Below are 19,197 nucleotides of genomic sequence, written 5' to 3' on the forward strand. Positions count from 1 at the left end.
AAGTTCCCTTAGCTGAAAAGTCAATAGATGAAACAATATTTACACTGAAAACATTATATGAACATTAACACTCAACGAGGTGCCAGCTCTCTCAAATGGCGTGCAACGGCAATCCACGCACCGATATACCCCAACAACACAGCCCCAAGCAAGAGCGACAGACCGTCGGCGGGCGGCACACCGGCCAGCGAGAAATCACTGCCGTACAGCCCCGCCAGCTTGATGACGGCATCGTTCAACCAGTCCAGGCCAAAAGCCAGTACGCCCCAGGCAAAGATCCCGGCGCCCAGGCCATAGATCGCCCCCATATAGAGGAAGGGCCTGCGCACGTAGCTGTCAGTACCGCCCACCAGTTTGATGACCTCGATTTCCGTGCGACGGTTCTCGATGTGCAGACGGATGGTGTTACCAATCACCAGCAACAGCGCACCGACCAACAGCACCGTGAGCCCGAAGACAAAGCGGTCACCCAGCTTGAGAATCGCCGCCAGGCGCTCGACCCAGACCAGATCCAGCTGGGCCTGCTGCACCTTCGGCAACTCGGCAAGACGTGTACGTAATGCCTCCAGCGCGGCCTTGTCAACTTCCTGCGGCGTGACCAGCACCACGCCCGGCAGCGGGTTCTCCGGCAGTTCCTTGAGGGCTTCCCCCAAGCCGGACTGCTGCTGGAACTCGTTCAGCGCCTGATCGCGGCTGATGTACTCGGCTTCGGCGACTCCGGGCATTTCCTTGATCTGGGTCACCAGACCCTGACCTTCTGCCGACGAAGCATCCAGTTGCAAATAAAGCGAGATTTGCGCCGCGCGCTGCCAGGAGCCGCCAAGACGCTCGACGTTGCTCAGCAGCAACGACAGGCCCATCGGCAGGCTCAAGGCGACTGCCATCACCAGGCAGGTGAAAAAGCTGCCGATCGGCTGCTTGCCCAGGCGACGCAAGCTGTCCAGCAGGCTCGAACGGTGAGCTTCGATCCAGGCGTGGAAAAGCTGGCCGAAACTGGGGCCGTCGTCATCATCGTGTTTCTTTTTCTTCGGCGGCGCAGGTTCGGCCACCTTGGGTGCGACACGCTCGGACACTTTAGGGCTACGAGTGGCGCTCATGCGCTGGCCTCCCCGTCACCGATCAGTCGGCCGCGTTGCAGGGTCAGCATGCGATGGCGCATGCGTGCGATCAGAGCCAGGTCGTGACTGGCGATCAGCACGCTGGTGCCCAGGCGATTGATATCTTCGAAAACACCCATGATTTCTGCCGCCAGCCGTGGGTCGAGGTTACCGGTCGGTTCGTCCGCCAGCAGCAAGGCCGGGCGGTGAACGATGGCGCGAGCGATGCCGACGCGCTGCTGCTGCCCTGTGGACAAGTCGCCGGGGTACAGCTCGGCCTTGTCGGACAGCGCCACGCGCTCCAGCGCCGAGTCGACGCGCTTGGTCACTTCGGCCTTGGACAGGCCGAGAATCTGCAGAGGAAGCGCGACGTTGTTGAACACCGTGCGGTCGAACAGCAACTGGTGGTTCTGGAACACCACGCCGATCTGGCGACGCAGGAATGGGATCTGCGCGTTGCTGATCTGGCCCAGGTCCTGCCCGGCCAGCAGCAGCTTGCCGGAAGTCGGGCGCTCCATCGCCAGCAACAGGCGCAGCAGGGTACTTTTACCGGCACCGGAGTGGCCGGTTACAAACAGAAACTCGCCACGACGTACTCGAAAGCTCAGCTCATGCAAGCCGACGTGTCCGTTCGGATAGCGTTTACCGACCTGTTCGAAACGAATCATGTGCGCTCCCGCTCGGCGAATAGGGCCTGAACAAAGGGTTCGGCCTCGAAAGTCCGCAAATCGTCGATGCCTTCACCGACACCGATGTAGCGAATCGGCAGCCCGAACTGCTTGGCCAGGGCGAAGATCACGCCACCCTTGGCGGTGCCGTCGAGCTTGGTCAGGGCAAGGCCGGTCAGATTCACGGTCTGGTTGAACTGCTTGGCCTGGCTAATGGCGTTCTGCCCGGTACCGGCATCCAGCACCAGCAGCACTTCGTGAGGCGCGGCTTCATCCAGCTTGCCGATGACCCGGCGGACCTTTTTCAGCTCTTCCATCAGGTTGTCTTTGGTGTGCAGGCGACCGGCCGTGTCGGCGATCAACACATCGATGCCACGGGCCTTTGCGGCCTGCACGGCGTCGAAGATGACCGATGCGGAGTCGGCGCCGGTGTGCTGGGCGATGACCGGGATCTTGTTGCGCTCGCCCCAGACCTGCAATTGCTCGACGGCGGCGGCGCGGAACGTATCGCCCGCGGCCAGCATGACCTTCTTGCCTTCGAGCTGGAGTTTCTTCGCCAGTTTGCCGATGGTGGTGGTCTTGCCGGCGCCGTTGACGCCGACCACCAGAATAACGAACGGCTTGTGCTGCTGTTCGATCACCAGCGGCGCTTCGACCGGCTTGAGCATTTCGGTCAGCTCGGCCTGCAGCGATTTATAAAGCGCGTCGCTGTCGGTCAGTTGTTTACGTGCCACTTTCTGCGTCAGGTTACGCACGATCAGCGACGTTGCCTCCACACCGACGTCGGCGGTCAGCAACCGGGTCTCCAGCTCGTCGAGCATGTCGTCGTCGATGGCCTTCTTGCCCAGGAACAGGCTGGCCATGCCTTCACCCAGGCTGGCGCTGGTCTTGGACAGGCCTTGTTTGAGGCGGGCGAAGAAGCCCGGCTGCTTGGGCTCGACAGGCTGAGGCTGGGCCTCGGTCACGACAGGTGCTGGCTGGGTTACCGGGGCAACTGGAGCAACTGGAGCAACTGGAGCTGCGACAGGCGCGACAGCAACCGGTGCGGCAAGCGGCGCCGGCTGGGACAAGACCGGCAAGTCGTCAGCTGCGACAGGGTCAGGCGTGGCAACGGGTGTAGGTTCGACCGACGGCGGCACTTGCACCGGGGCAGGCTCGACGGACTCTGGTTGCACGTGAGACGCGGTGTACGCCGGAATCTGCGGAGTGACGTGGGGCTCGGCTTCGTCAGTCAGCGCCACCGGCTCTTCAGCGACCGGCAGTTTCAGCCACGGCTCGCCCGCTGGCTGCTCGATGACCGGCGCTGGGGCTTCGAAGGCCGCAGTGGGTTGAGGCGCTGGCGCTGGGGGAATTGGCGGGGCGATCTGCGGCTCAGCAACGGGCGGCGTCGACTCGGCGACTGGCTCAGGCGCTGCTGCGGGTAAGTCCTTGGGCTGCTCGGCGACGGTTTCCTGCGGCTTCTTGCGCAGCCATCCGAACAGGCCTTTCTTCTCTCCAGCCGGGGCTGGGGTCTTCTTGTCGTCGTTGGAACCAAACATGGAGGACGGCTATCTCAAGGTAGCGACGCGCCAGACCGGCGCCTCTGAAAAATTCTGTATGCGAAACAGACTGTAATCGGGCGCGCTTGTTCAGCAAACGCCCTACCGTTCACGCCATTTAGGCATCGCCTTGCGGCCCTAGACGAAGAGTCCTACGTCTTAGCCATGGTAGGCGAGCAAACTGGTCGCTATCCTAACACCCCCGCGCCCGCCGACGCTAAGTTCACGCAGGCCGTCTCGAAGGTTCAAATTACGAATGAATGCTCTCGCCCGCCGTGCCGCAGGCCTTCTGCTCGGCACATTGTGTTTGCCCCTCGCAGCCATGGCCGCCGATCCTCAACCCACTTCCGAGTTCACGCTGGAAAACGGCCTGAAGGTCGTCGTGCGCGAAGATCACCGCGCTCCGGTCGTGGTGTCCCAGGTCTGGTACAAGGTCGGCTCCAGCTACGAGACGCCCGGCCAGACCGGCCTGTCCCATGCACTGGAACACATGATGTTCAAGGGCAGCTCCAAGGCCGGCCCCGGTGAAGCCTCATTGATCCTGCGTGACCTGGGCGCCGAAGAGAACGCCTTCACCAGTGACGACTACACCGCTTATTACCAGGTGCTGGCCCGGGACCGCCTGAGCGTGGCCTTCGAGCTGGAAGCCGACCGCATGGCCAGCCTGCGCCTGCCGCCTGAAGAATTCGCCCGGGAAATCGAAGTCATCAAGGAAGAGCGCCGCCTGCGCACCGATGACAAGCCCAACGCCAAGGCCTACGAGCGCTTCAAGGCCATCGCCTACCCGGCCAGCGGCTACCACACGCCGACCATCGGCTGGATGGCCGACCTGGACCGCATGACCGTCCAGGAGCTGCGCCACTGGTACGAATCCTGGTACGTGCCCAACAACGCCACGCTGGTCGTGGTCGGCGACGTGAAACCCGACGAAGTGAAGGCCCTGGCCGAGCGCTTCTTCGGGCCGATCCCGCGCCGTGACGTTCCGCCGTCGAAAAAACCGCTGGAGCTGGCCGAGCCCGGCTTGCGCCAGATTACCGTGCATGTGGCCACCCAGATGCCCAGCCTGATGTACGGCTTCAACGTGCCGAGCCTGTCCACCGCAACCGACCCGCAGTCGGTCAATGCCCTGCGCCTGATTTCCGCCCTGCTCGACGGCGGCTACAGTGCCCGCATTCCGACCCGTCTCGAGCGTGGCGAGGAGCTGGTTACCGGCGCGTCGTCCAGCTATGACGCCTACTCCCGTGGCGACAGCCTGTTCACCATCAGCGCCACGCCGAACATGCAGAAGAAGAAAACCCTGGCGGACACCGAAGCCGGCATCTGGCGCCTGCTCGATGAGCTGAAGAACAAGCCGCCGACCAAGGAAGAGCTCGAGCGGGTTCGAGCCCAGGTCATTGCCGGCCTGGTGTACGAGCGGGACTCGATCACCAGCCAGGCCAGCACCATCGGCGAGCTGGAAACCGTCGGTCTGTCGTGGCGACTGATCGACCGGGAGCTGACTGACCTGCAAAGCGTCACGCCCGAAGACATCCAGAAAGCCGCACGCACTTATTTCACCCGCGAACGCCTGGCCGTCGCGCACGTACTGCCAGAGGAGAAAGCCCAATGACCCGGCGCATCGAGACAGGCTTCGCACCGAAGCGGGCCCCTGCTCTGCTGTTGGCCGTCACCCTCGGGCTGTTCGGCGCCACCCAGATCTTCGCCGAGGAGGCCACCCAGGCACCTGCAGAAACACCAAAAGCCATCGACAAGGCGACCTCCAGGCTTGAAACCCTCAAGGAACTGGACGGCAAGGCACCTGCCAGGCGCACCTTGAACATCCAGTCGTGGAACACCGCCGAAGGCGCCCGCGTGCTGTTCGTCGAAGCCCACGAACTGCCCATGTTCGACATGCGCCTGCTGTTCGCCGCAGGCAGCAGCCAGGATGGCGCCACACCGGGCATCGCACTGATCACCAACGCCATGCTCAACGAGGGCGTCAAAGGCAAGAACGTCGGCGCCATCGCCGAAGGTTTCGAAGGCCTGGGTGCCGACTTCAACAACGGCTCCTATCGCGACATGGCCATCGCCTCGCTGCGCAGCCTGAGCGCGCCCGACAAACGCGATCCGGCCTTGAAGCTGTTCTCGGAAGTGGTGGGCAAGCCGACCTTCCCGTCCGACTCGCTGGCGCGTATCAAGAACCAGCTGCTGGCCAGCTTCGAATATCAGAAGCAGAACCCCGGCAAGCTGGCGGGCGACGAGCTGTTCAAGCGCCTGTATGGCGATCACCCCTACGCGCACCCGAGCATGGGCACGGCCAAGAGCATCACGCCGATCACCTTGGCGCAGCTCAAGGCCTTTCACGCCAAGGCTTATGCCGCTGGCAACGCGGTGATCGCGCTGGTGGGCGATTTGTCTCGCGCCGATGCCGAAGCTGTCGCGGCGCAGGTCTCGGCCTCGCTGCCGAAGGGCCCGGCACTGGCGAAAACCCTCGCGCCGACAGCGCCCCAGCCGGGCGATACCCATATCGAGTTCCCGTCCAAGCAAACTCACCTAATGCTGGCCGAGCTGGGCATCGACCGCGCCGACCCCGATTACGCCGCGCTCTCGCTGGGCAACTCGATCCTCGGCGGCGGCGGTTTCGGCAGCCGCCTGATGACCGAAGTGCGTGAAAAGCGCGGCCTGACCTACGGCGTTTCGTCGGGCTTCACCCCGATGCAGGCCCAGGGGCCTTTCATGATCGGCCTGCAGACCCGCGCCGAACTGAGTGAAAACACCCTCAAGCTGGTCAAGGACATCACCCGCGACTTCCTTGCCAACGGCCCTACCCAGAAGGAACTGGACGACGCCAAGCGCGAACTGGCGGGCAGCTTCCCGCTCTCGACCGCGAGCAACTCGGCCATCGTTGGCCAATTGGGTGCCATTGGCTTCTATAATCTGCCCCTGAGCTACCTCGAAGATTTCATGACGCAGTCTCAGAGCGTTACGGTCGAGCAGATCAAGGCTGTAATGAACAAACACCTGGACGTTGACAAGCTGGTCGTCGTGACCGCCGGTCCCACCGTCCCGCAGAAGCCTCTGCCCCCCCCTACTGATAGACCTGCCGAGCAACCCCTCGGCGTTCCGGAGCACTGATGACCTCGACTTCCAAGCCGCCGCGTATCCACAAAGGCCACAAAATTCACACGGGCCTTGGCCAACTGCGGATCATCGGCGGCGAATGGCGCAGTCGGCGTCTGAGTTTCCCTGACGGCCCGGGCCTGCGCCCGACGCCGGACCGGGTACGTGAAACCCTGTTCAACTGGCTGGCGCCTTATATCGAGGGCGCTCGCGTGCTCGATCCGTTCGCCGGCAGCGGCGCGCTCTACCTCGAAGCGCTGTCACGCGGTGCGAGCATGGGCCTGGCGCTGGACACCAACTCTGCCGCCATTTCCAGCCTGCGCGAGCACCTGGGCACCTTGCGCTGCACCGTGGGCAAGACGTCCACAGGCGATGCATTGCGTTACCTGGAGACACAGCCAGCTGAACAGTTCGACGTGATCTTCCTCGACCCGCCGTTCCACCAGAACCTGCTGGCCCCTGCCTGCACCCTGCTGGAGGAACGCAACTGGCTCGCCGACGACGCCTGGATCTACACCGAGAGCGAAACCGCGCCTTCGACGCTGGGCATGCCGGGCAACTGGCGCCTGCATCGGGAGAAGAAGGCTGGCCAGGTGTACTACGCGCTGTGGGAACGAAGTGGCACCGCTCACTGACAGCCGCCCGTTCGTTCCGGCGACCGGCCTGGGCAACCCTCACCTGCAAACCCTGTGGGGGCCGCTGTGGCGCAAGACCGTTCATCTGGAGCGCCGCCGCGAACGCATCTGGCTCGAAGACGGCGACTTCCTCGACATCGACTGGCATGGCCCCCATGACGCCAAGGTGCCGGTCGTGCTGGTCTTGCACGGGCTGACCGGGTCTTCCAACTCGCCATATGTGGCCGGCCTGCAACAGGCCATGGCCAAACGGGGCTGGACCAGCGCCGCGCTGAACTGGCGTGGCTGCTCGGGCGAACCTAACCTGCTGCCGCGCAGTTACCACTCAGGCGCCAGCGAAGACCTGGCCGCCGTGATCGATCACATCCGCACCGCCCGGCCACTGGCGCCGCTGTATGCGGTTGGCTATTCGCTGGGCGGCAACATCCTGCTCAAGCACCTTGGAGAATCGGGCCTGGACAGCCACCTGCAGGGGGCGGCAGCGGTGTCGGTGCCGTTTCGCCTGGATGAATGTGCAGACCGCATTGGCCAGGGATTTTCCAAGGTCTACCAGCGGCATTTCATGCGCGAGATGGTCGGCTATATCCGCGACAAGCAACGGCGCTTCCAGCATGAAGGCCTGAGCGAGGGGCTGGCGGAACTGGCGGCGCTGGGCTCGCTGGAGAACCTGCGCACCTTCTGGGAGTTCGACGGCAAGGTCACCGCGCCGTTGAACGGCTTTCTCGACGCCCACGACTATTACCGCCGGGCCTCCAGCCGCTACTTTCTCGGAGCGATTCGCACCCCGACCCTGCTGGTGCAGGCGTTGGACGACCCGTTCGTGTTCAGGCACAGCCTGCCCGATGCCAGCGAACTGTCGTCCAGCACCGAGTTCGACCTGCAGAACAAGGGCGGGCACGTGGGCTTCGTCGGTGGCTCGATCAGGACACCGAGTTATTACCTGGAGCAGCGCATTCCGCAGTGGCTGGTGGATGTGCATGGCAGCGAGCACTCCCCATTGTAGGAGCGCGCTTGCCCGCGACATCGGTGTATCTGTACCTGATATGGGGGCTGACACACCGCCATCGTCCGAATGCGGCCCAGACCAAGCGCGCTCCTACAGGGGTGTCAAACCTTGCAGGATCGTTCAAGACACACCGCCCGCACCGGCCTACCATCCGGGACATAAGGAGAAAACCCATGTCCCGCTATCCACTCTTCGTTCGCGGCCTTCGCGACAGCGTGCCCATGCTGTTTGGCATCGCGCCGTTCGGCATCATTTTCGGAACTCTGGCCGGCGTCGGCGGCCTGTCGCTGTGGCAGGCGGTCGGGATGTCTTTGTTCGTCTATGCAGGCTCGGCGCAGTTCATCGTCATCAGCCTGATGGGCGCGGGCGCCAGCGCCGTGGTGATCCTGCTCACGACCCTGATCGTCAATCTGCGCCACGTGCTGTACAGCGCCACGCTGCAACCCCAGGTTCAGGGCATGCCGCAACGCTGGCGCCTGTTGCTGGCATTCTGGCTGACCGATGAAACCTTCGCCGTGGTCCAGCGTTACTACCTGGTGCACGGCAAATCGCCCCTGGCCCACTGGTACTGGCTGGGCGTGACCTGCTCGCTGTATGCCTGCTGGGTGGGCAGTTCGCTGGTGGGGGTTCTGTTCGGCCAGGCAGTACCGGATATGGCGAGTTGGGGGCTTGAGTTTGCGATGCTGGCGACGTTCATCGGCATCGTCGTGCCCATGCTGCGCAATCAACCGCAAGTGGCAGCGGCGCTGGCCGCAGGTGCAGTGGCGCTGATGACCTGGGCATGGCCGTACAAACTGGGCTTGATGGCCGCGGCGTTCAGCGGGATTGCCGTCGGCGTGATTCTGGAGCGTCGGCAGATCAAGGGTGCCGCGTCTGGCACGCAGGTGCATTCATGAGTTACTGGTGGCTGATTCTGGGCATGACCGCGATCACTTTCCTGATGCGCTACAGCCTGTTCGCCTGGCCGAACCTGCGCTTCCCGCCGGTGGTGCGCCAGGGCCTGCATTACGTGCCCACTGCGGTGCTGACCGCCATCGTGGTGCCCGGCATGCTGCTCCCGGATGGCCAGCACTGGCAGTTGTCGCTGGATAACGCCTACCTGCTGGCCGGCATCATTGCCATCGCCATCGCCGCATTGACCCGCAACCTTTTGGCGACGATCGGCGGCGGGCTGGCGGTGTTCTTCTTGCTGCGCTGGGTGATGGGGCAGATCTAAAAACAGCACCAACACCTCCCCGTAGCAGTCCGGCTTGCCGGCGTCGGGGCCTTCAAATTCGCTGACGCCGGCAAGCCGGACTGCTACGGGGGCTGGTGTTGGCCTTACTCCCCTGTGGCGACGCCGCGCTGTGGATCATTGATCCACTCACTCCACGACCCCGCATACAACCGCCCCAACGGGTAACCCGCCAGGCACAGGGCGAACAGGTTGTGGCACGCCGTCACACCCGAGCCGCAATAGGCCACCAGTTTCTCGGCAGGCCGTCCGTTCAAGGTCTGGGCGAAACGCTGCTTGAGCTGGTCGGCGGGCAAAAAGCGTCCATCCGCCCCGAGATTGTCAGTGAACGCCGCGCATTGGGCGCCAGGGATGTGCCCCGCCACCGGATCGATCGGCTCCACCTCGCCACGAAAACGCGCCGGGGCCCGGGCATCGATCAGGGTCACTTCCGGCTTGTCGAGTTTCCTCTGCACGTCCGCCGCGCTCAGCACCAACGCGTCGTCCGGCTTGCCCTGAAAGCTGCCCTCACGATGCTCCGGCGGGTCCAGGCTCAGTGGCAGGCCCGCGCTGTGCCAGGCCTTGAGGCCGCCATCGAGCACGAACACACCATCGCGCTTGCCCAGCCAGGCCAGCAACCACCAGGCACGGGCGGCGTAAGCACCAGGACCGTCGTCGTAGAGCACGATCTCGCTGTCGTTATCCACACCCCAGAAACGCAAACGCTCGATCAGCACTTGAGGATTGGGCAAAGGATGACGCCCAGTGACGCCCTTGCTAATGGGGCCGCTCAAGTCATTGAGCAGATCGGCGTAGGAAGAACCCTCGATATGCCCCTCGGCATAGCTGCGCTGGCCGTAGTCCAGATCATCCAGGGATGAGCGACAATCGAGGATCACCAGCCCCGGTTTCTTCTGCCGTTCGGCCAGTTGTTGCGGGCTTATCAGTTGCGCGATGGACATGACAGACTCCTGCAGACAGTAAAAATGGCTAAAGCGAAAAACAATCGGTGGGAAGGGCTGTTCAGCCAGCCTCTTCCAGTGCCTTGGTCAGCGGCACGAAAAATTCCTGGCACAACCCATGGACCGCTTCCCGCGCATCGGGGGTGACGTAGGCCAGTTCCAGCATCAGCACCTGATAGACGCCGCGACGGATGGCGTTTTCGTTCAGGTGAGCGGAATTCTCACGGGTGGTGCAGAGAAAACGCACCCACGAGGTAAGGATGATCCACGCATTGAGCGTCAGCGACTCGATCTGCACCTCGTCCATCTGCAGAATCCCCGCCTCGACGAAGCCGCCGTAAATCGCCATGGCCTTGAGCAGACAATGCTGGGAAAAACGCCGATAACGCGCCGCCAGCTCAGGATCGGCGTCGAGCAGATGCTCGAGATCCCGATGCAGGAAGCGATAGCGCCACATGCCGTCGAGGATCGCCAACAGGTAATGGCGCTTGTCTTCAACGTCGGGAAGCCGGCCCTTGGGCAGGTGCAGAAAGCTGTCCACCAGGGCTTCATATTCGGTGAACAGCTCGGCAATGATCGCCTGCTTGTTGGGGAAGTGGTAATACAGGTTGCCCGGCGAAATTTCCATGTGGGCCGCGATGTGGTTGGTGCTGACACTGCGCTCGCCCTGCAGATTGAACAGCTCCAGACTGGTCTGCACGATGCGTTCTCGGGTTTTGATGCGGAGTGTCTTGATGCGCGGCGCCATGCTCGACTCGAACGTTGGAATGTAACAGGGATGTGCTCGATCTTAACGCAAGGATCGACGCCCGGGGCAGCCATCACGACTGGAGGGGCGTCACACTTTTCGTCCGGGCGACCACAACCACGGCAATCGCGATCACCCCGGCCAGCAGCGTCAGCACCAGAATCACCCCGCGCAACCCCAGCGGTGCAGCCAGCATCCCGACCAGCAAACCGGCCAGCGGCTGGGAGAGATTGTTGAGCAGCGTGATCACGCCAACGGTCTTGCCGAAGTCCCGCGTCGGAATCACACGCTGACGAATGCTGCGCATGTAGATGTTGAACATCTTGTCGAAGCCGACCACCAGCAGAAAGCCCAGAACGTAGATTGTCGACGCAGCGCCCGTGGCCATCAACAGTCCGCCCAGGGTGATGGCCAGGTAGGACAGGGCGCCCAGCACCTTGAGCGGGAGGTCGATGCGCGCCAGCACGAACAGAATGCCGATCGTGACCAGCGCCCCCGCCGCCTGAAGCCCGGCATAGAAATCCTTGCTCTGCTCCAGACTGCCAATGACCATCGCCGCCGAGCTGGCCAGCGTCACCCCGACGACCAGGTTCACACCCACCGCCAGGCAGATGATCTTCTTCAACTCCGGGATGCGAGCGATGTGCCCGCACGCGGTTTTCAGCGGCTCAATCCAGGAAGCTGTGCCATGCCCGGGCGGGTCGAGCTTGAAGTCACTGCTGCGCTGCCATTCGCGCATCGCAACATCCGCCAGGCCAAACAGCATCGCCGCACCCAGCACCACCCCAGGCCATGGGCAGAACTCCAGAGACATCGCCGCCAGCAAAGGCCCCAGCACCAGACCGGTCTGATCGGCGATCTGCGAGTAGGAAAGCGTCTTGCCGTAGCGATAGTCAGCGAACACATGGGGCATCACCACTTCGCGGGCCATGATGCCTTGGGTCGTCAGGACGCCGCAGATCGCCGACAGCAGCACCAGCCAGTACAGCCCGCCGAACACGCCATAAAGCACCATTGCCAGCAGACAGAGCCCGGCGCGATACACCTGGCTGATGTGAAGCAGGCGGATCGGTGAAAAGCGGTCGCACAGCGCCCCGCAGACCGGAAAGGCAAGGAAGCGCGGCAGCGTTTCGACGAAGAACGCAATACCGGCCCAGGCCGCGCTGTTGGTGGTCTGAAAGACGATCAGCGGTACGAGAAACAGCAGGATCTGGTCGGCAAGCCGGGAGAGAAACAGGGAAAAGAAGAACGCGAAATAGTCCGTGCGCATTGAGACTCCATGTCAGACATCACGAGCGGCAGCGCAGGAAAGCGCGGCAAACAGTCTGGCCCCGAGCCTGCCCACGTGCAAGGTTTGGCCTGCTGATTTGCAGGATTTGACTTTATAGAGCAATAACTCTAAAACCATTCTATAAAATCAAAAAGGAACAGCAGCGATGCCTGTCGAATCCCTCCGCTCGCCCCTGCCAGATGACGACCCCGCCTCGCATCATGAGCTTGAGCGCCTCTTCGATCTTCAGCGTCAGGCCTTCGCTGCGAACCCGATGCCAAGGGCCGGGCAGCGCCTGCAATGGCTCGACAGCCTGCGGCAGTTGCTCAGCGATGAACGTCAGGCCCTGATCGAAGCCATCAGCGCCGATTTCAGCAACCGCAGTGCCGACGAAACGCTGCTTGCCGAACTTATGCCCAGCCTGCACAACATCCATTACGCCCGCCGCCATGTGAAAAAATGGATGCGCCCGGCCCGGCGCAGCGTGGGCATGGCGTTTCAGCCCGCGTCGGCAAAAGTCGTTTATCAGCCACTCGGCGTGGTCGGGGTGATCGTGCCGTGGAACTACCCGCTTTATCTGGCCATTGGCCCGATGGTCGGCGCCCTGGCGGCAGGCAACCGGGTAATGCTCAAGCTCAGTGAATCGACGCCCGCCACCGGTCAATTGCTCAAGACCCTGTTCGCCAGGGTGTTTCCTGAGGATTTGGTAGCCGTGGTGCTGGGCGAGGCAGAGGTCGGCGTCGCGTTTTCGAAGCTTGCGTTCGATCACTTATTGTTCACCGGTGCGACCAGCGTCGGGCGCCACGTGATGCGCGCCGCAGCTGAAAACCTCACCCCTGTCACGCTGGAGCTGGGCGGCAAGTCGCCAGCCATCGTGGCTCATGACGTACCGCTCAAAGACGCCGCCGAACGCATCGCCTTCGGCAAAACGCTGAATGCCGGACAAACCTGTGTGGCGCCGGACTACGTGCTGGTGCCCAAGGATCGTGTCGAGGCATTCGTCGAGGCCTACAAACAGGCGGTTACCGGGTTTTATCCCACGCTCGTAGACAACCCGGACTACACCGCGATCATCAATCCCCGACATCTGGCGCGGCTGAACAGCTACCTGCAGGATGCAACGGACAAAGGTGCGCGGGTCGTCTCGCTGTACGGGCAAGGCCAGGGCCGGCGCATGCCGTTCAGCCTCCTGCTGGATGTGCGCGACGATATGCTGGTCATGCAGGACGAAATCTTCGGCCCGCTGTTGCCGATCGTCCCCTATGAAAGGATCGAGCAGGCGTTCGACTACATCAACCAACGCCCTCGTCCACTGGCGCTGTACTACTTCGGCTACAACAAGGCCGAGCAAAAACGCGTGCTGGAACAGACTCATTCTGGCGGCGTGTGCCTGAACGACACCCTGTTGCACGTCGCTCAGGACGACTTGCCCTTCGGCGGCGTCGGGCCATCCGGCATGGGGCACTACCACGGGCACGAAGGTTTTCTGACGTTCAGCAAAGCCAAAGGCGTCTTCATCAAGCAACGTTTCAACGCTGCCCGGCTGATTTACCCGCCCTATGGCAAGGCGATCCAGAAGCTGATCCAGCGGCTGTTCGTGCGATGAGCGCCCAGGCCGTTGATGGGCTTTCCCGACGGGGCTTGCTCAAATTCAGCGTCGGCGCCACCGCATTTCTGGCAACGGCGGGCGTGACAGCCAGCCTCAGCGGCTGCTCCAGCAGCGACACGGCGCCCGGATTCGATGCGTTGCGCACCAGCGACCTGCCGTTTTTACTGGCCGTGATCCCGGTGATGCTCGATGGCGCGCTGACGGGCATACCCTCGCAATCCGCCACCGAACGCACCCTGCACGGCCTGGACAGCGGCCTTTCGCACCTGTCGCCGGAAATGCTCAAGCTCACCCGGCAACTGTTCGACGTGCTGGGGATGGCCATCACCCGCGGGCCGCTGACCGGGATCTGGAGCCCATGGGAAAACGCCGAGCCCGGACAGATTCGCCACTTTCTCGGCCGTTGGGAGAACAGTTCGCTGGAACTGCTGCGTCAGGGGCACAGCTCTCTGCTGCAACTGGTGCTCATGGCCTGGTACAGCCAACCGCAATCCTGGGCGGGTTGCGGCTATCCCGGACCACCGAAGATTTGAACCCATACAACAATAAGAAGAGGTTCCATGCCAGTTCCCGACACGTTTCGCGAAGGTCTCGCACGCGGATGGAAAACTCACGATGGCTCGCGCCTTGAGAGCGATCTGACGCTGGAGGCGGATGTCGCCATCATTGGCAGTGGCGCAGGCGGCGGCACCACCGCTGAGATCCTCAGCAGCGCCGGGCTCAAGGTGCTGATCATCGAGGAAGGCCCGCTGAAAACCAGCTCCGACTTCACCCTGCTGGAGGATCAGGCCTACTCGACCCTGTATCAGGAAGGCATTGGCCGCATGAGCAAGGACGGCGCGATCACCATTCTGCAAGGCCGGGCCGTGGGTGGCACGACGCTGGTGAACTGGACGTCGAGCTTTCGCACGCCGGACCAGACGCTGGAGCACTGGGCGCGGGAACATGGCGTCACGGGTCACAGCGCCGCCGAGATGGCGCCCTGGTTCGACAAGATGGAACAGCGATTGGGCGTAGCGCCCTGGATCATGCCACCGAACGCCAACAACGACGTGATCCGCCAAGGCTGCGAAAAGCTCGGTTACAGCTGGCACGTGATTCCGCGCAACGTGCGCGGCTGCTGGAATCTGGGCTACTGCGGCATGGGCTGCCCGACCAATGCCAAGCAATCGATGCTGGTGACTACTATCCCGGCGATGCTGGATAAGGGCGGCGAGCTGCTGTACCTGAGCCGTGCCCAGCGTCTGATCATCGAGAATGGCAAGGTTACGGGCGTGGAATGCCAGGCGATGGACTCGCGCTGCGTGGCGCCCACCGGACGCGGGATCACCGTGAAGGCGCGCCACACCGTGCTGGCCGGGGGCGGCATCAACAGCCCCGCATTGCTGATGCGCTCCAAGGCTCCCGACCCGCACGAGCGATTGGGCAAACGCACTTTTCTGCACTTGACGGTGTTCTCGGCCGGGCTGTTCGGTCAGGTGATAAATCCGTTTTACGGGGCGCCGCAGTCGATCTACTCCGATCATTTCCAGTGGCGCGACGGCGTCACCGGGCCCATGGCCTACAAGCTCGAAGTGCCGCCGCTGCAACCTGCGTTGGCCAGCACCCTGCTCGGAAGGTACGGCCCCGCCAATGCCGAGCGCATGGCGCAACTCCCTCACACCCACATGATGCTGGCGCTGCTGCGCGACGGGTTTCATCCGCAGAGCCCGGGTGGCACCGTGCACCTGCGCGGCGACGACACGCCGGTGCTGGATTACCAGGTTTCGCCCTACGCCTGGGAGGGCGTGCGCCGCGCTATGCACAGCATGGCCGAGATCCAGTTCGCCGGCGGCGCCCGTGCCGTGATGCCGCTGCATGGCGATGCGGACTACGTGAAAACCGCTGCCCAGGCACGCACACTGATCGACTCTCTGAAGCTGGAAATTTTCCGCACCCGGCTGGGTAGCGCCCATGTGATGGGCGGTTGCGCCATGGGCGAGGCCCCCGCACAGCCTGTGGTCGACAGCCTGGGGCGCCATCATCAACTGGAGAACCTCTCGGTTCACGACGGCTCGCTGTTCCCCACCAGCATCGGCGCCAACCCGCAGCTATCGGTGTACGGGCTGACCGCGCAACTGGCGACGGCGCTGGCCGAGCGCCTCAACCCGCCAACTTGATCCGTAGCAGCACGGCTTGCCGGCGGGGGCGGTGTGTCAGTCGCTGAATGGGGGCAGATACACCGCTCCCGCCGGCAAGCCGTGCTGCTACGACGGGCTCGGCGATAGCCGAAACTTGGCCCCGCGAGCCCGCTACGCTACCATCCCGGTTCACTTTTGCACTGCGACATCAGGACGATCCGATGAACCGAGCGTTGTACCCAGGCACCTTCGACCCAATCACCCGGGGCCACGGCGATCTGGTCGAGCGCGCCGCTCGCCTGTTCGATCAGGTCGTGATCGCGGTGGCGGCCAGCCCGAAGAAAAACCCGCTGTTCACCCTCGATCAACGGGTGGAACTGGCCCGCGAGGTGACCAAACACCTGCCCAACGTCGAAGTCGTGGGCTTTTCAAGCCTGCTGGTGCATTTTGCCAAGGAGCAGAACGCCAACATCCTGCTGCGCGGTTTGCGCGCCGTCTCTGACTTCGAATACGAATTCCAGCTGGCCAACATGAATCGGCAGCTGGCTCCGGACGTCGAAAGTCTTTTTCTCACCCCGTCCGAACGCTACTCATTCATTTCATCTACGCTGGTCAGAGAAATCGCAGCGTTAGGCGGTGATATCAGTAAATTCGTACATCCTGCGGTCGCCCAGGCGCTGAGCGAAAGGTTCAAACCCTAGCCCGGACGTCACGGTCCAGGTGCATATGCAGCGCTAATGCGGCACAATTCGCCGCATTAGTGTTTATATGCCCCGGTGTCGACCGTGGCAGGAGTATCCATGTCCCTGATCATCACCGACGATTGCATCAATTGCGACGTCTGCGAACCCGAGTGCCCGAACGAAGCGATCTCTCAAGGCGAGGAGATCTACGTAATCAACCCGAACCTGTGCACCGAGTGCGTTGGCCACTACGATGAACCACAATGCCAGCAGGTGTGTCCTGTGGATTGCATTCCGCTGGATGAAAACCATGTGGAGAGCAAGGACGAGCTCATGGCCAAGTACACGTTGATTACCAGTAAGGCATAACCGAAGGCATATCCTGTCGGCATCCGCGCTTTCGCCGAAGACACTGGCTGTAATGCCTGTTGACCTGAGCGAGATACGCATGACATCGAAGCTTTCGCGGGTTCCGTCCTCGGTGGGCGCTGCGCTTTTTCTGTGCGCCGTCACTACCCAGGCCAGTCCGGACCACCCGGATCAGGCGGCGATTGCCAGCCCCCACCCCATTGCGACCGCCGCCGGTCGGGAAATTCTGGTCGACGGCGGCAACGCCTTCGACGCCGCCATCGCCATCAGTGCGACCCTCGCCGTGGTCGAGCCCTACGGCTCGGGAATGGGCGGCGGCGGCTTCTTTCTGCTGCGTCAGGCCGGGGAGCCTGTGCAGTATCAGTTTCTGGACGCGCGGGAAAAGGCGCCACTCAAGTCCAAGAGCAAGATGTTCTACCGCCATGGCATCGCCCAGCCCGATCTTTCCCTGAACGGCCCGATGGCCGCAGCCATTCCCGGTCTACCTGCTGCGCTGGTCGAACTGGCCGAGCGTTATGGCCGCCTGCCGCTCACCATCTCCCTGGCCCCGGCCATCCGCATCGCCTACCGCGGCTTCAAGGTCGATGAGGTCTATCGCGATCGCGCCAGCTGGCGGCTGTTTGCGCTGCGGGAGAACAAGGAAAGCGCCCGGCTGTTCCTGCGCAACAACGACGTGCCCGACCTGGGCGAGATCATCAAGCAACCGGAACTGGCCCAGACCCTGGACCGTCTGGCCGATAAAGGCCGCGCAGGTTTCTACAGTGGGCTGACGGCCCAGGCGATGGTCAGCGGGGTCCGGGCGGCGGGCGGGATCTGGAACTACCACGATTTCGAAGAATACGACGTCATCACCCGCACGCCGCTGCGCTTCCAGTTGGCGGATCAGCGCGAACTCATAAGCGCCCCGCCACCCTCGGCCGGCGGCGTGGCGCTGGCGCAGAGCCTGTACATGTTGCAGCAATTGCCGTGGCGCGAGTCCGAGAAGGTGCAGCGCGCCCATTATGTGGTCGAGGTACTGCGCCGGGCCTATCGCGACAGGGTGCTGTTCGGCGATCCGGATTTCGTGCCCAACCCGGTGGCGCAGGTACTTGCCCCGGACTATCTGATGGAACTGGCCACCAGCATCGACCCGCACCGGGCCACGCCCAACAACATCCTGCCGCCCGCCCCGCGCTGGCGTGAAGGGGACAACACCAGCCACTTTGCCGTGCTCGACAACGAAGGCAACGCCGTCGCCGCGACCCTGTCACTGAACCTGCCGTTTGGCTCGACCTTCACCGTGCCGGGTACCGGGGTGATTCTCAATGACGAGATGGACGACTTCGCCGTCGATCCCAAGGGCAGCAACACCTACGGCCTGGTCGGCAGCCAGGCGAACATCATCGAACCGGGCAAACGCCCGCTGTCGAGCATGAGCCCCAGTTTCATCGAAGGCCCGAACGCGTTCACAGCCTTTGGCACGCCAGGGGGCAGCCGGATTCCCAGCATGGTGCTGCTGTCGATGCTGCAGTACCTGGACGAACAGCCCATCGCCAACTGGGCATCGGTGCCGCGCTATCACCACCAGTACATTCCTGACGTGATGGAGTATGAGCCGGGGGCGTTTACGGAAGAGGAACTGGCCGACTTGCGCGAACGCGGCTATCGGCTGCGGGAGACCAAGCGCGACTTCGGCAATCAGCAGGTGCTGCTGTGGCGCAAGAACAACGCCCGCGTGGAAGCCGCGAGCGATCCTCGCGGCATCGGGGTTTCAGAGATATTCAAACCGACTGCGCCATTGAGCTTGATGCGGGCCTGCGCCGATCAGTCGTGCTTGCCGTAGCCGCTGGTGGTGCAGCCCAGGCAGCGTACGAATGCGGCCTTGCCCGGATCGACCACCAGCGCCTTGCCGGTGGCGCCGAGGTTGCCGCCTGCGGCGGCGAACGGCGAGGCGATGACGAACAGCCCGGCGCCCAGCACGGTCGCGACAATCAATAGCGGGCGGGCGACCAGCAAGTCGCCGATCATCGCGTAGGCTGGCGGATTCTGGATCTGATAGACGGGATCATCCCCGCCCGAGGCCTCGACCTGAGCCATGGCAGGTGTCATCTGCAAACCAAAAAACAGGGCCAGGGTAGCAGCGAGAATGCGAAACGGGCTCATGGCGTGGTCCTTCAGGCTCGGCAAATAGTGATGCTGCT

Annotated in this window: 18 protein-coding genes and 1 pseudogene; 12 read left to right on the forward strand and 7 right to left on the reverse strand. The window is 63.0% G+C overall.

From position 1 onward, the window contains the following. Positions 1–71: 71 nt before the first annotated feature. Genes ftsX through ftsY form a run of 3 tightly spaced genes read right to left on the reverse strand, consistent with a single transcriptional unit; the run spans position 72 to position 3,303 of the window. On the reverse strand, positions 72–1,097 hold the full coding sequence (gene ftsX, locus ACIPOO_RS17500) for a permease-like cell division protein FtsX (protein WP_400608708.1): 1,026 nt from the start codon (positions 1,095–1,097) through the stop codon (positions 72–74). Beyond that, positions 1,094–1,765 carry a cell division ATP-binding protein FtsE gene (gene ftsE, locus ACIPOO_RS17505; protein WP_274135230.1) on the reverse strand — a complete coding sequence of 224 codons (672 nt, stop codon included), beginning with the start codon at positions 1,763–1,765 and terminating at the stop codon, positions 1,094–1,096. The genes ftsX and ftsE overlap by 4 nt, the downstream gene beginning before the upstream one ends. Further along, positions 1,762–3,303 carry a signal recognition particle-docking protein FtsY gene (gene ftsY, locus ACIPOO_RS17510; protein ID WP_400608709.1) on the reverse strand — a complete coding sequence of 514 codons (1,542 nt, stop codon included), beginning with the start codon at positions 3,301–3,303 and terminating at the stop codon, positions 1,762–1,764. Before ftsY ends, ftsE begins: the two co-directional genes overlap by 4 nt. 256 nt (positions 3,304–3,559) lie before the next feature. On the opposite strand from ftsY, the gene ACIPOO_RS17515 reads away from it, so the two are divergent. From ACIPOO_RS17515 to ACIPOO_RS17540, 6 genes and pseudogenes are all read left to right on the forward strand, one after another. After that, the gene (locus tag ACIPOO_RS17515) at positions 3,560–4,912 is read left to right on the forward strand and encodes a pitrilysin family protein (RefSeq protein ID WP_274135226.1); all 1,353 of its coding nucleotides are present in this window, start codon (positions 3,560–3,562) and stop codon (positions 4,910–4,912) included. Between the two features lie 131 nt (positions 4,913–5,043). Beyond that, a pseudogene (locus tag ACIPOO_RS17520) lies at positions 5,044–6,417 on the forward strand (M16 family metallopeptidase); the annotation flags it as partial. Further along, positions 6,417–7,037, forward strand: a complete 621-nt coding sequence (rsmD, locus tag ACIPOO_RS17525; RefSeq protein WP_274135223.1) for a 16S rRNA (guanine(966)-N(2))-methyltransferase RsmD — start codon at positions 6,417–6,419, stop codon at positions 7,035–7,037. The pseudogene ACIPOO_RS17520 and the gene rsmD, both read left to right, overlap by 1 nt. Continuing rightward, positions 7,021–8,040 (forward strand): hydrolase, encoded by a 1,020-nt coding sequence (locus ACIPOO_RS17530; RefSeq protein WP_400608710.1) that lies wholly within the window; start codon positions 7,021–7,023, stop codon positions 8,038–8,040. The genes rsmD and ACIPOO_RS17530 overlap by 17 nt, the downstream gene beginning before the upstream one ends. A gap of 176 nt (positions 8,041–8,216) precedes the next feature. Continuing rightward, positions 8,217–8,939 carry an AzlC family ABC transporter permease gene (locus tag ACIPOO_RS17535; RefSeq protein ID WP_274135219.1) on the forward strand — a complete coding sequence of 241 codons (723 nt, stop codon included), beginning with the start codon at positions 8,217–8,219 and terminating at the stop codon, positions 8,937–8,939. Further along, positions 8,936–9,259: an AzlD domain-containing protein gene (locus ACIPOO_RS17540; protein WP_400608711.1), complete on the forward strand. Its 324-nt coding sequence runs from the start codon at positions 8,936–8,938 to the stop codon at positions 9,257–9,259. The genes ACIPOO_RS17535 and ACIPOO_RS17540 overlap by 4 nt, the downstream gene beginning before the upstream one ends. Before the next feature lie 104 nt (positions 9,260–9,363). Here the strand turns inward: ACIPOO_RS17540 and ACIPOO_RS17545 are convergent, their stop codons facing one another. The 3 genes from ACIPOO_RS17545 to ACIPOO_RS17555 all read right to left on the reverse strand — a co-directional run bounded on the left by ACIPOO_RS17545 (position 9,364) and on the right by ACIPOO_RS17555 (position 12,236). After that, positions 9,364–10,218: a sulfurtransferase gene (locus tag ACIPOO_RS17545; RefSeq protein ID WP_400608712.1), complete on the reverse strand. Its 855-nt coding sequence runs from the start codon at positions 10,216–10,218 to the stop codon at positions 9,364–9,366. A 61-nt stretch (positions 10,219–10,279) separates the two neighbouring features. Further along, positions 10,280–10,966 (reverse strand): TetR/AcrR family transcriptional regulator, encoded by a 687-nt coding sequence (locus ACIPOO_RS17550; protein ID WP_400608713.1) that lies wholly within the window; start codon positions 10,964–10,966, stop codon positions 10,280–10,282. A 73-nt stretch (positions 10,967–11,039) separates the two neighbouring features. Continuing rightward, positions 11,040–12,236 (reverse strand): MFS transporter, encoded by a 1,197-nt coding sequence (locus ACIPOO_RS17555; RefSeq protein WP_400608714.1) that lies wholly within the window; start codon positions 12,234–12,236, stop codon positions 11,040–11,042. Between the two features lie 166 nt (positions 12,237–12,402). Here ACIPOO_RS17555 and ACIPOO_RS17560 point away from each other — a divergent pair, with 166 nt between their 5' ends. The 6 genes from ACIPOO_RS17560 to ggt all read left to right on the forward strand — a co-directional run bounded on the left by ACIPOO_RS17560 (position 12,403) and on the right by ggt (position 18,839). Next, positions 12,403–13,842, forward strand: coding sequence for a coniferyl aldehyde dehydrogenase (locus ACIPOO_RS17560; RefSeq protein WP_400608715.1), 1,440 nt, complete (start codon positions 12,403–12,405; stop codon positions 13,840–13,842). Beyond that, positions 13,839–14,378 (forward strand): twin-arginine translocation pathway signal protein, encoded by a 540-nt coding sequence (locus ACIPOO_RS17565; RefSeq protein WP_400608716.1) that lies wholly within the window; start codon positions 13,839–13,841, stop codon positions 14,376–14,378. Before ACIPOO_RS17560 ends, ACIPOO_RS17565 begins: the two co-directional genes overlap by 4 nt. A gap of 27 nt (positions 14,379–14,405) precedes the next feature. Next, entirely contained in the window at positions 14,406–16,004 is a 1,599-nt protein-coding gene (locus tag ACIPOO_RS17570) for a GMC family oxidoreductase N-terminal domain-containing protein (RefSeq protein WP_400608717.1), read from the forward strand. Positions 16,005–16,186: 182 nt separating this feature from the next. Further along, entirely contained in the window at positions 16,187–16,666 is a 480-nt protein-coding gene (coaD, locus tag ACIPOO_RS17575) for a pantetheine-phosphate adenylyltransferase (protein WP_274135204.1), read from the forward strand. A 99-nt stretch (positions 16,667–16,765) separates the two neighbouring features. Beyond that, positions 16,766–17,017: a YfhL family 4Fe-4S dicluster ferredoxin gene (locus ACIPOO_RS17580; RefSeq protein ID WP_081565136.1), complete on the forward strand. Its 252-nt coding sequence runs from the start codon at positions 16,766–16,768 to the stop codon at positions 17,015–17,017. Positions 17,018–17,096: 79 nt separating this feature from the next. Beyond that, a complete protein-coding gene (gene ggt / locus ACIPOO_RS17585) occupies positions 17,097–18,839 on the forward strand; it encodes a gamma-glutamyltransferase (RefSeq protein ID WP_400608718.1) in 1,743 nt (580 codons plus the stop codon). Here the strand turns inward: ggt and ACIPOO_RS17590 are convergent. Continuing rightward, complete coding sequence (locus ACIPOO_RS17590) at positions 18,821–19,159, reverse strand: multidrug transporter (protein WP_274135198.1); 339 nt, start codon at positions 19,157–19,159, stop codon at positions 18,821–18,823. The genes ggt and ACIPOO_RS17590 overlap by 19 nt on opposite strands. Between the last annotated feature and the right edge of the window lie 38 nt (positions 19,160–19,197).

Source organism: Pseudomonas sp. NPDC090201, from assembly GCF_044746825.1.
Taxonomy (GTDB): domain Bacteria; phylum Pseudomonadota; class Gammaproteobacteria; order Pseudomonadales; family Pseudomonadaceae; genus Aquipseudomonas; species Aquipseudomonas putida_AD.

Bases quoted from the DNA above. Each gene is read 5' to 3' on its own strand.
- ACIPOO_RS17580 (WP_081565136.1), top strand. From the start codon at position 16,766: ATGTCCCTGATCATCACCGACGATTGCATCAATTGCGACGTCTGCGAA.
- ftsY (WP_400608709.1), bottom strand. From the start codon at position 3,303: ATGTTTGGTTCCAACGACGACAAGAAGACCCCAGCCCCGGCTGGAGAG.
- ggt (WP_400608718.1), top strand. From the start codon at position 17,097: ATGACATCGAAGCTTTCGCGGGTTCCGTCCTCGGTGGGCGCTGCGCTT.
- ACIPOO_RS17515 (WP_274135226.1), top strand. From the start codon at position 3,560: ATGAATGCTCTCGCCCGCCGTGCCGCAGGCCTTCTGCTCGGCACATTG.
- ACIPOO_RS17535 (WP_274135219.1), top strand. From the start codon at position 8,217: ATGTCCCGCTATCCACTCTTCGTTCGCGGCCTTCGCGACAGCGTGCCC.
- ACIPOO_RS17570 (WP_400608717.1), top strand. From the start codon at position 14,406: ATGCCAGTTCCCGACACGTTTCGCGAAGGTCTCGCACGCGGATGGAAA.
- ACIPOO_RS17565 (WP_400608716.1), top strand. From the start codon at position 13,839: ATGAGCGCCCAGGCCGTTGATGGGCTTTCCCGACGGGGCTTGCTCAAA.
- ftsX (WP_400608708.1), bottom strand. From the start codon at position 1,097: ATGAGCGCCACTCGTAGCCCTAAAGTGTCCGAGCGTGTCGCACCCAAG.
- coaD (WP_274135204.1), top strand. From the start codon at position 16,187: ATGAACCGAGCGTTGTACCCAGGCACCTTCGACCCAATCACCCGGGGC.
- ACIPOO_RS17545 (WP_400608712.1), bottom strand. From the start codon at position 10,218: ATGTCCATCGCGCAACTGATAAGCCCGCAACAACTGGCCGAACGGCAG.
- ACIPOO_RS17590 (WP_274135198.1), bottom strand. From the start codon at position 19,159: ATGAGCCCGTTTCGCATTCTCGCTGCTACCCTGGCCCTGTTTTTTGGT.
- rsmD (WP_274135223.1), top strand. From the start codon at position 6,417: ATGACCTCGACTTCCAAGCCGCCGCGTATCCACAAAGGCCACAAAATT.
- ACIPOO_RS17555 (WP_400608714.1), bottom strand. From the start codon at position 12,236: ATGCGCACGGACTATTTCGCGTTCTTCTTTTCCCTGTTTCTCTCCCGG.
- ACIPOO_RS17560 (WP_400608715.1), top strand. From the start codon at position 12,403: ATGCCTGTCGAATCCCTCCGCTCGCCCCTGCCAGATGACGACCCCGCC.
- ftsE (WP_274135230.1), bottom strand. From the start codon at position 1,765: ATGATTCGTTTCGAACAGGTCGGTAAACGCTATCCGAACGGACACGTC.
- ACIPOO_RS17550 (WP_400608713.1), bottom strand. From the start codon at position 10,966: ATGGCGCCGCGCATCAAGACACTCCGCATCAAAACCCGAGAACGCATC.
- ACIPOO_RS17540 (WP_400608711.1), top strand. From the start codon at position 8,936: ATGAGTTACTGGTGGCTGATTCTGGGCATGACCGCGATCACTTTCCTG.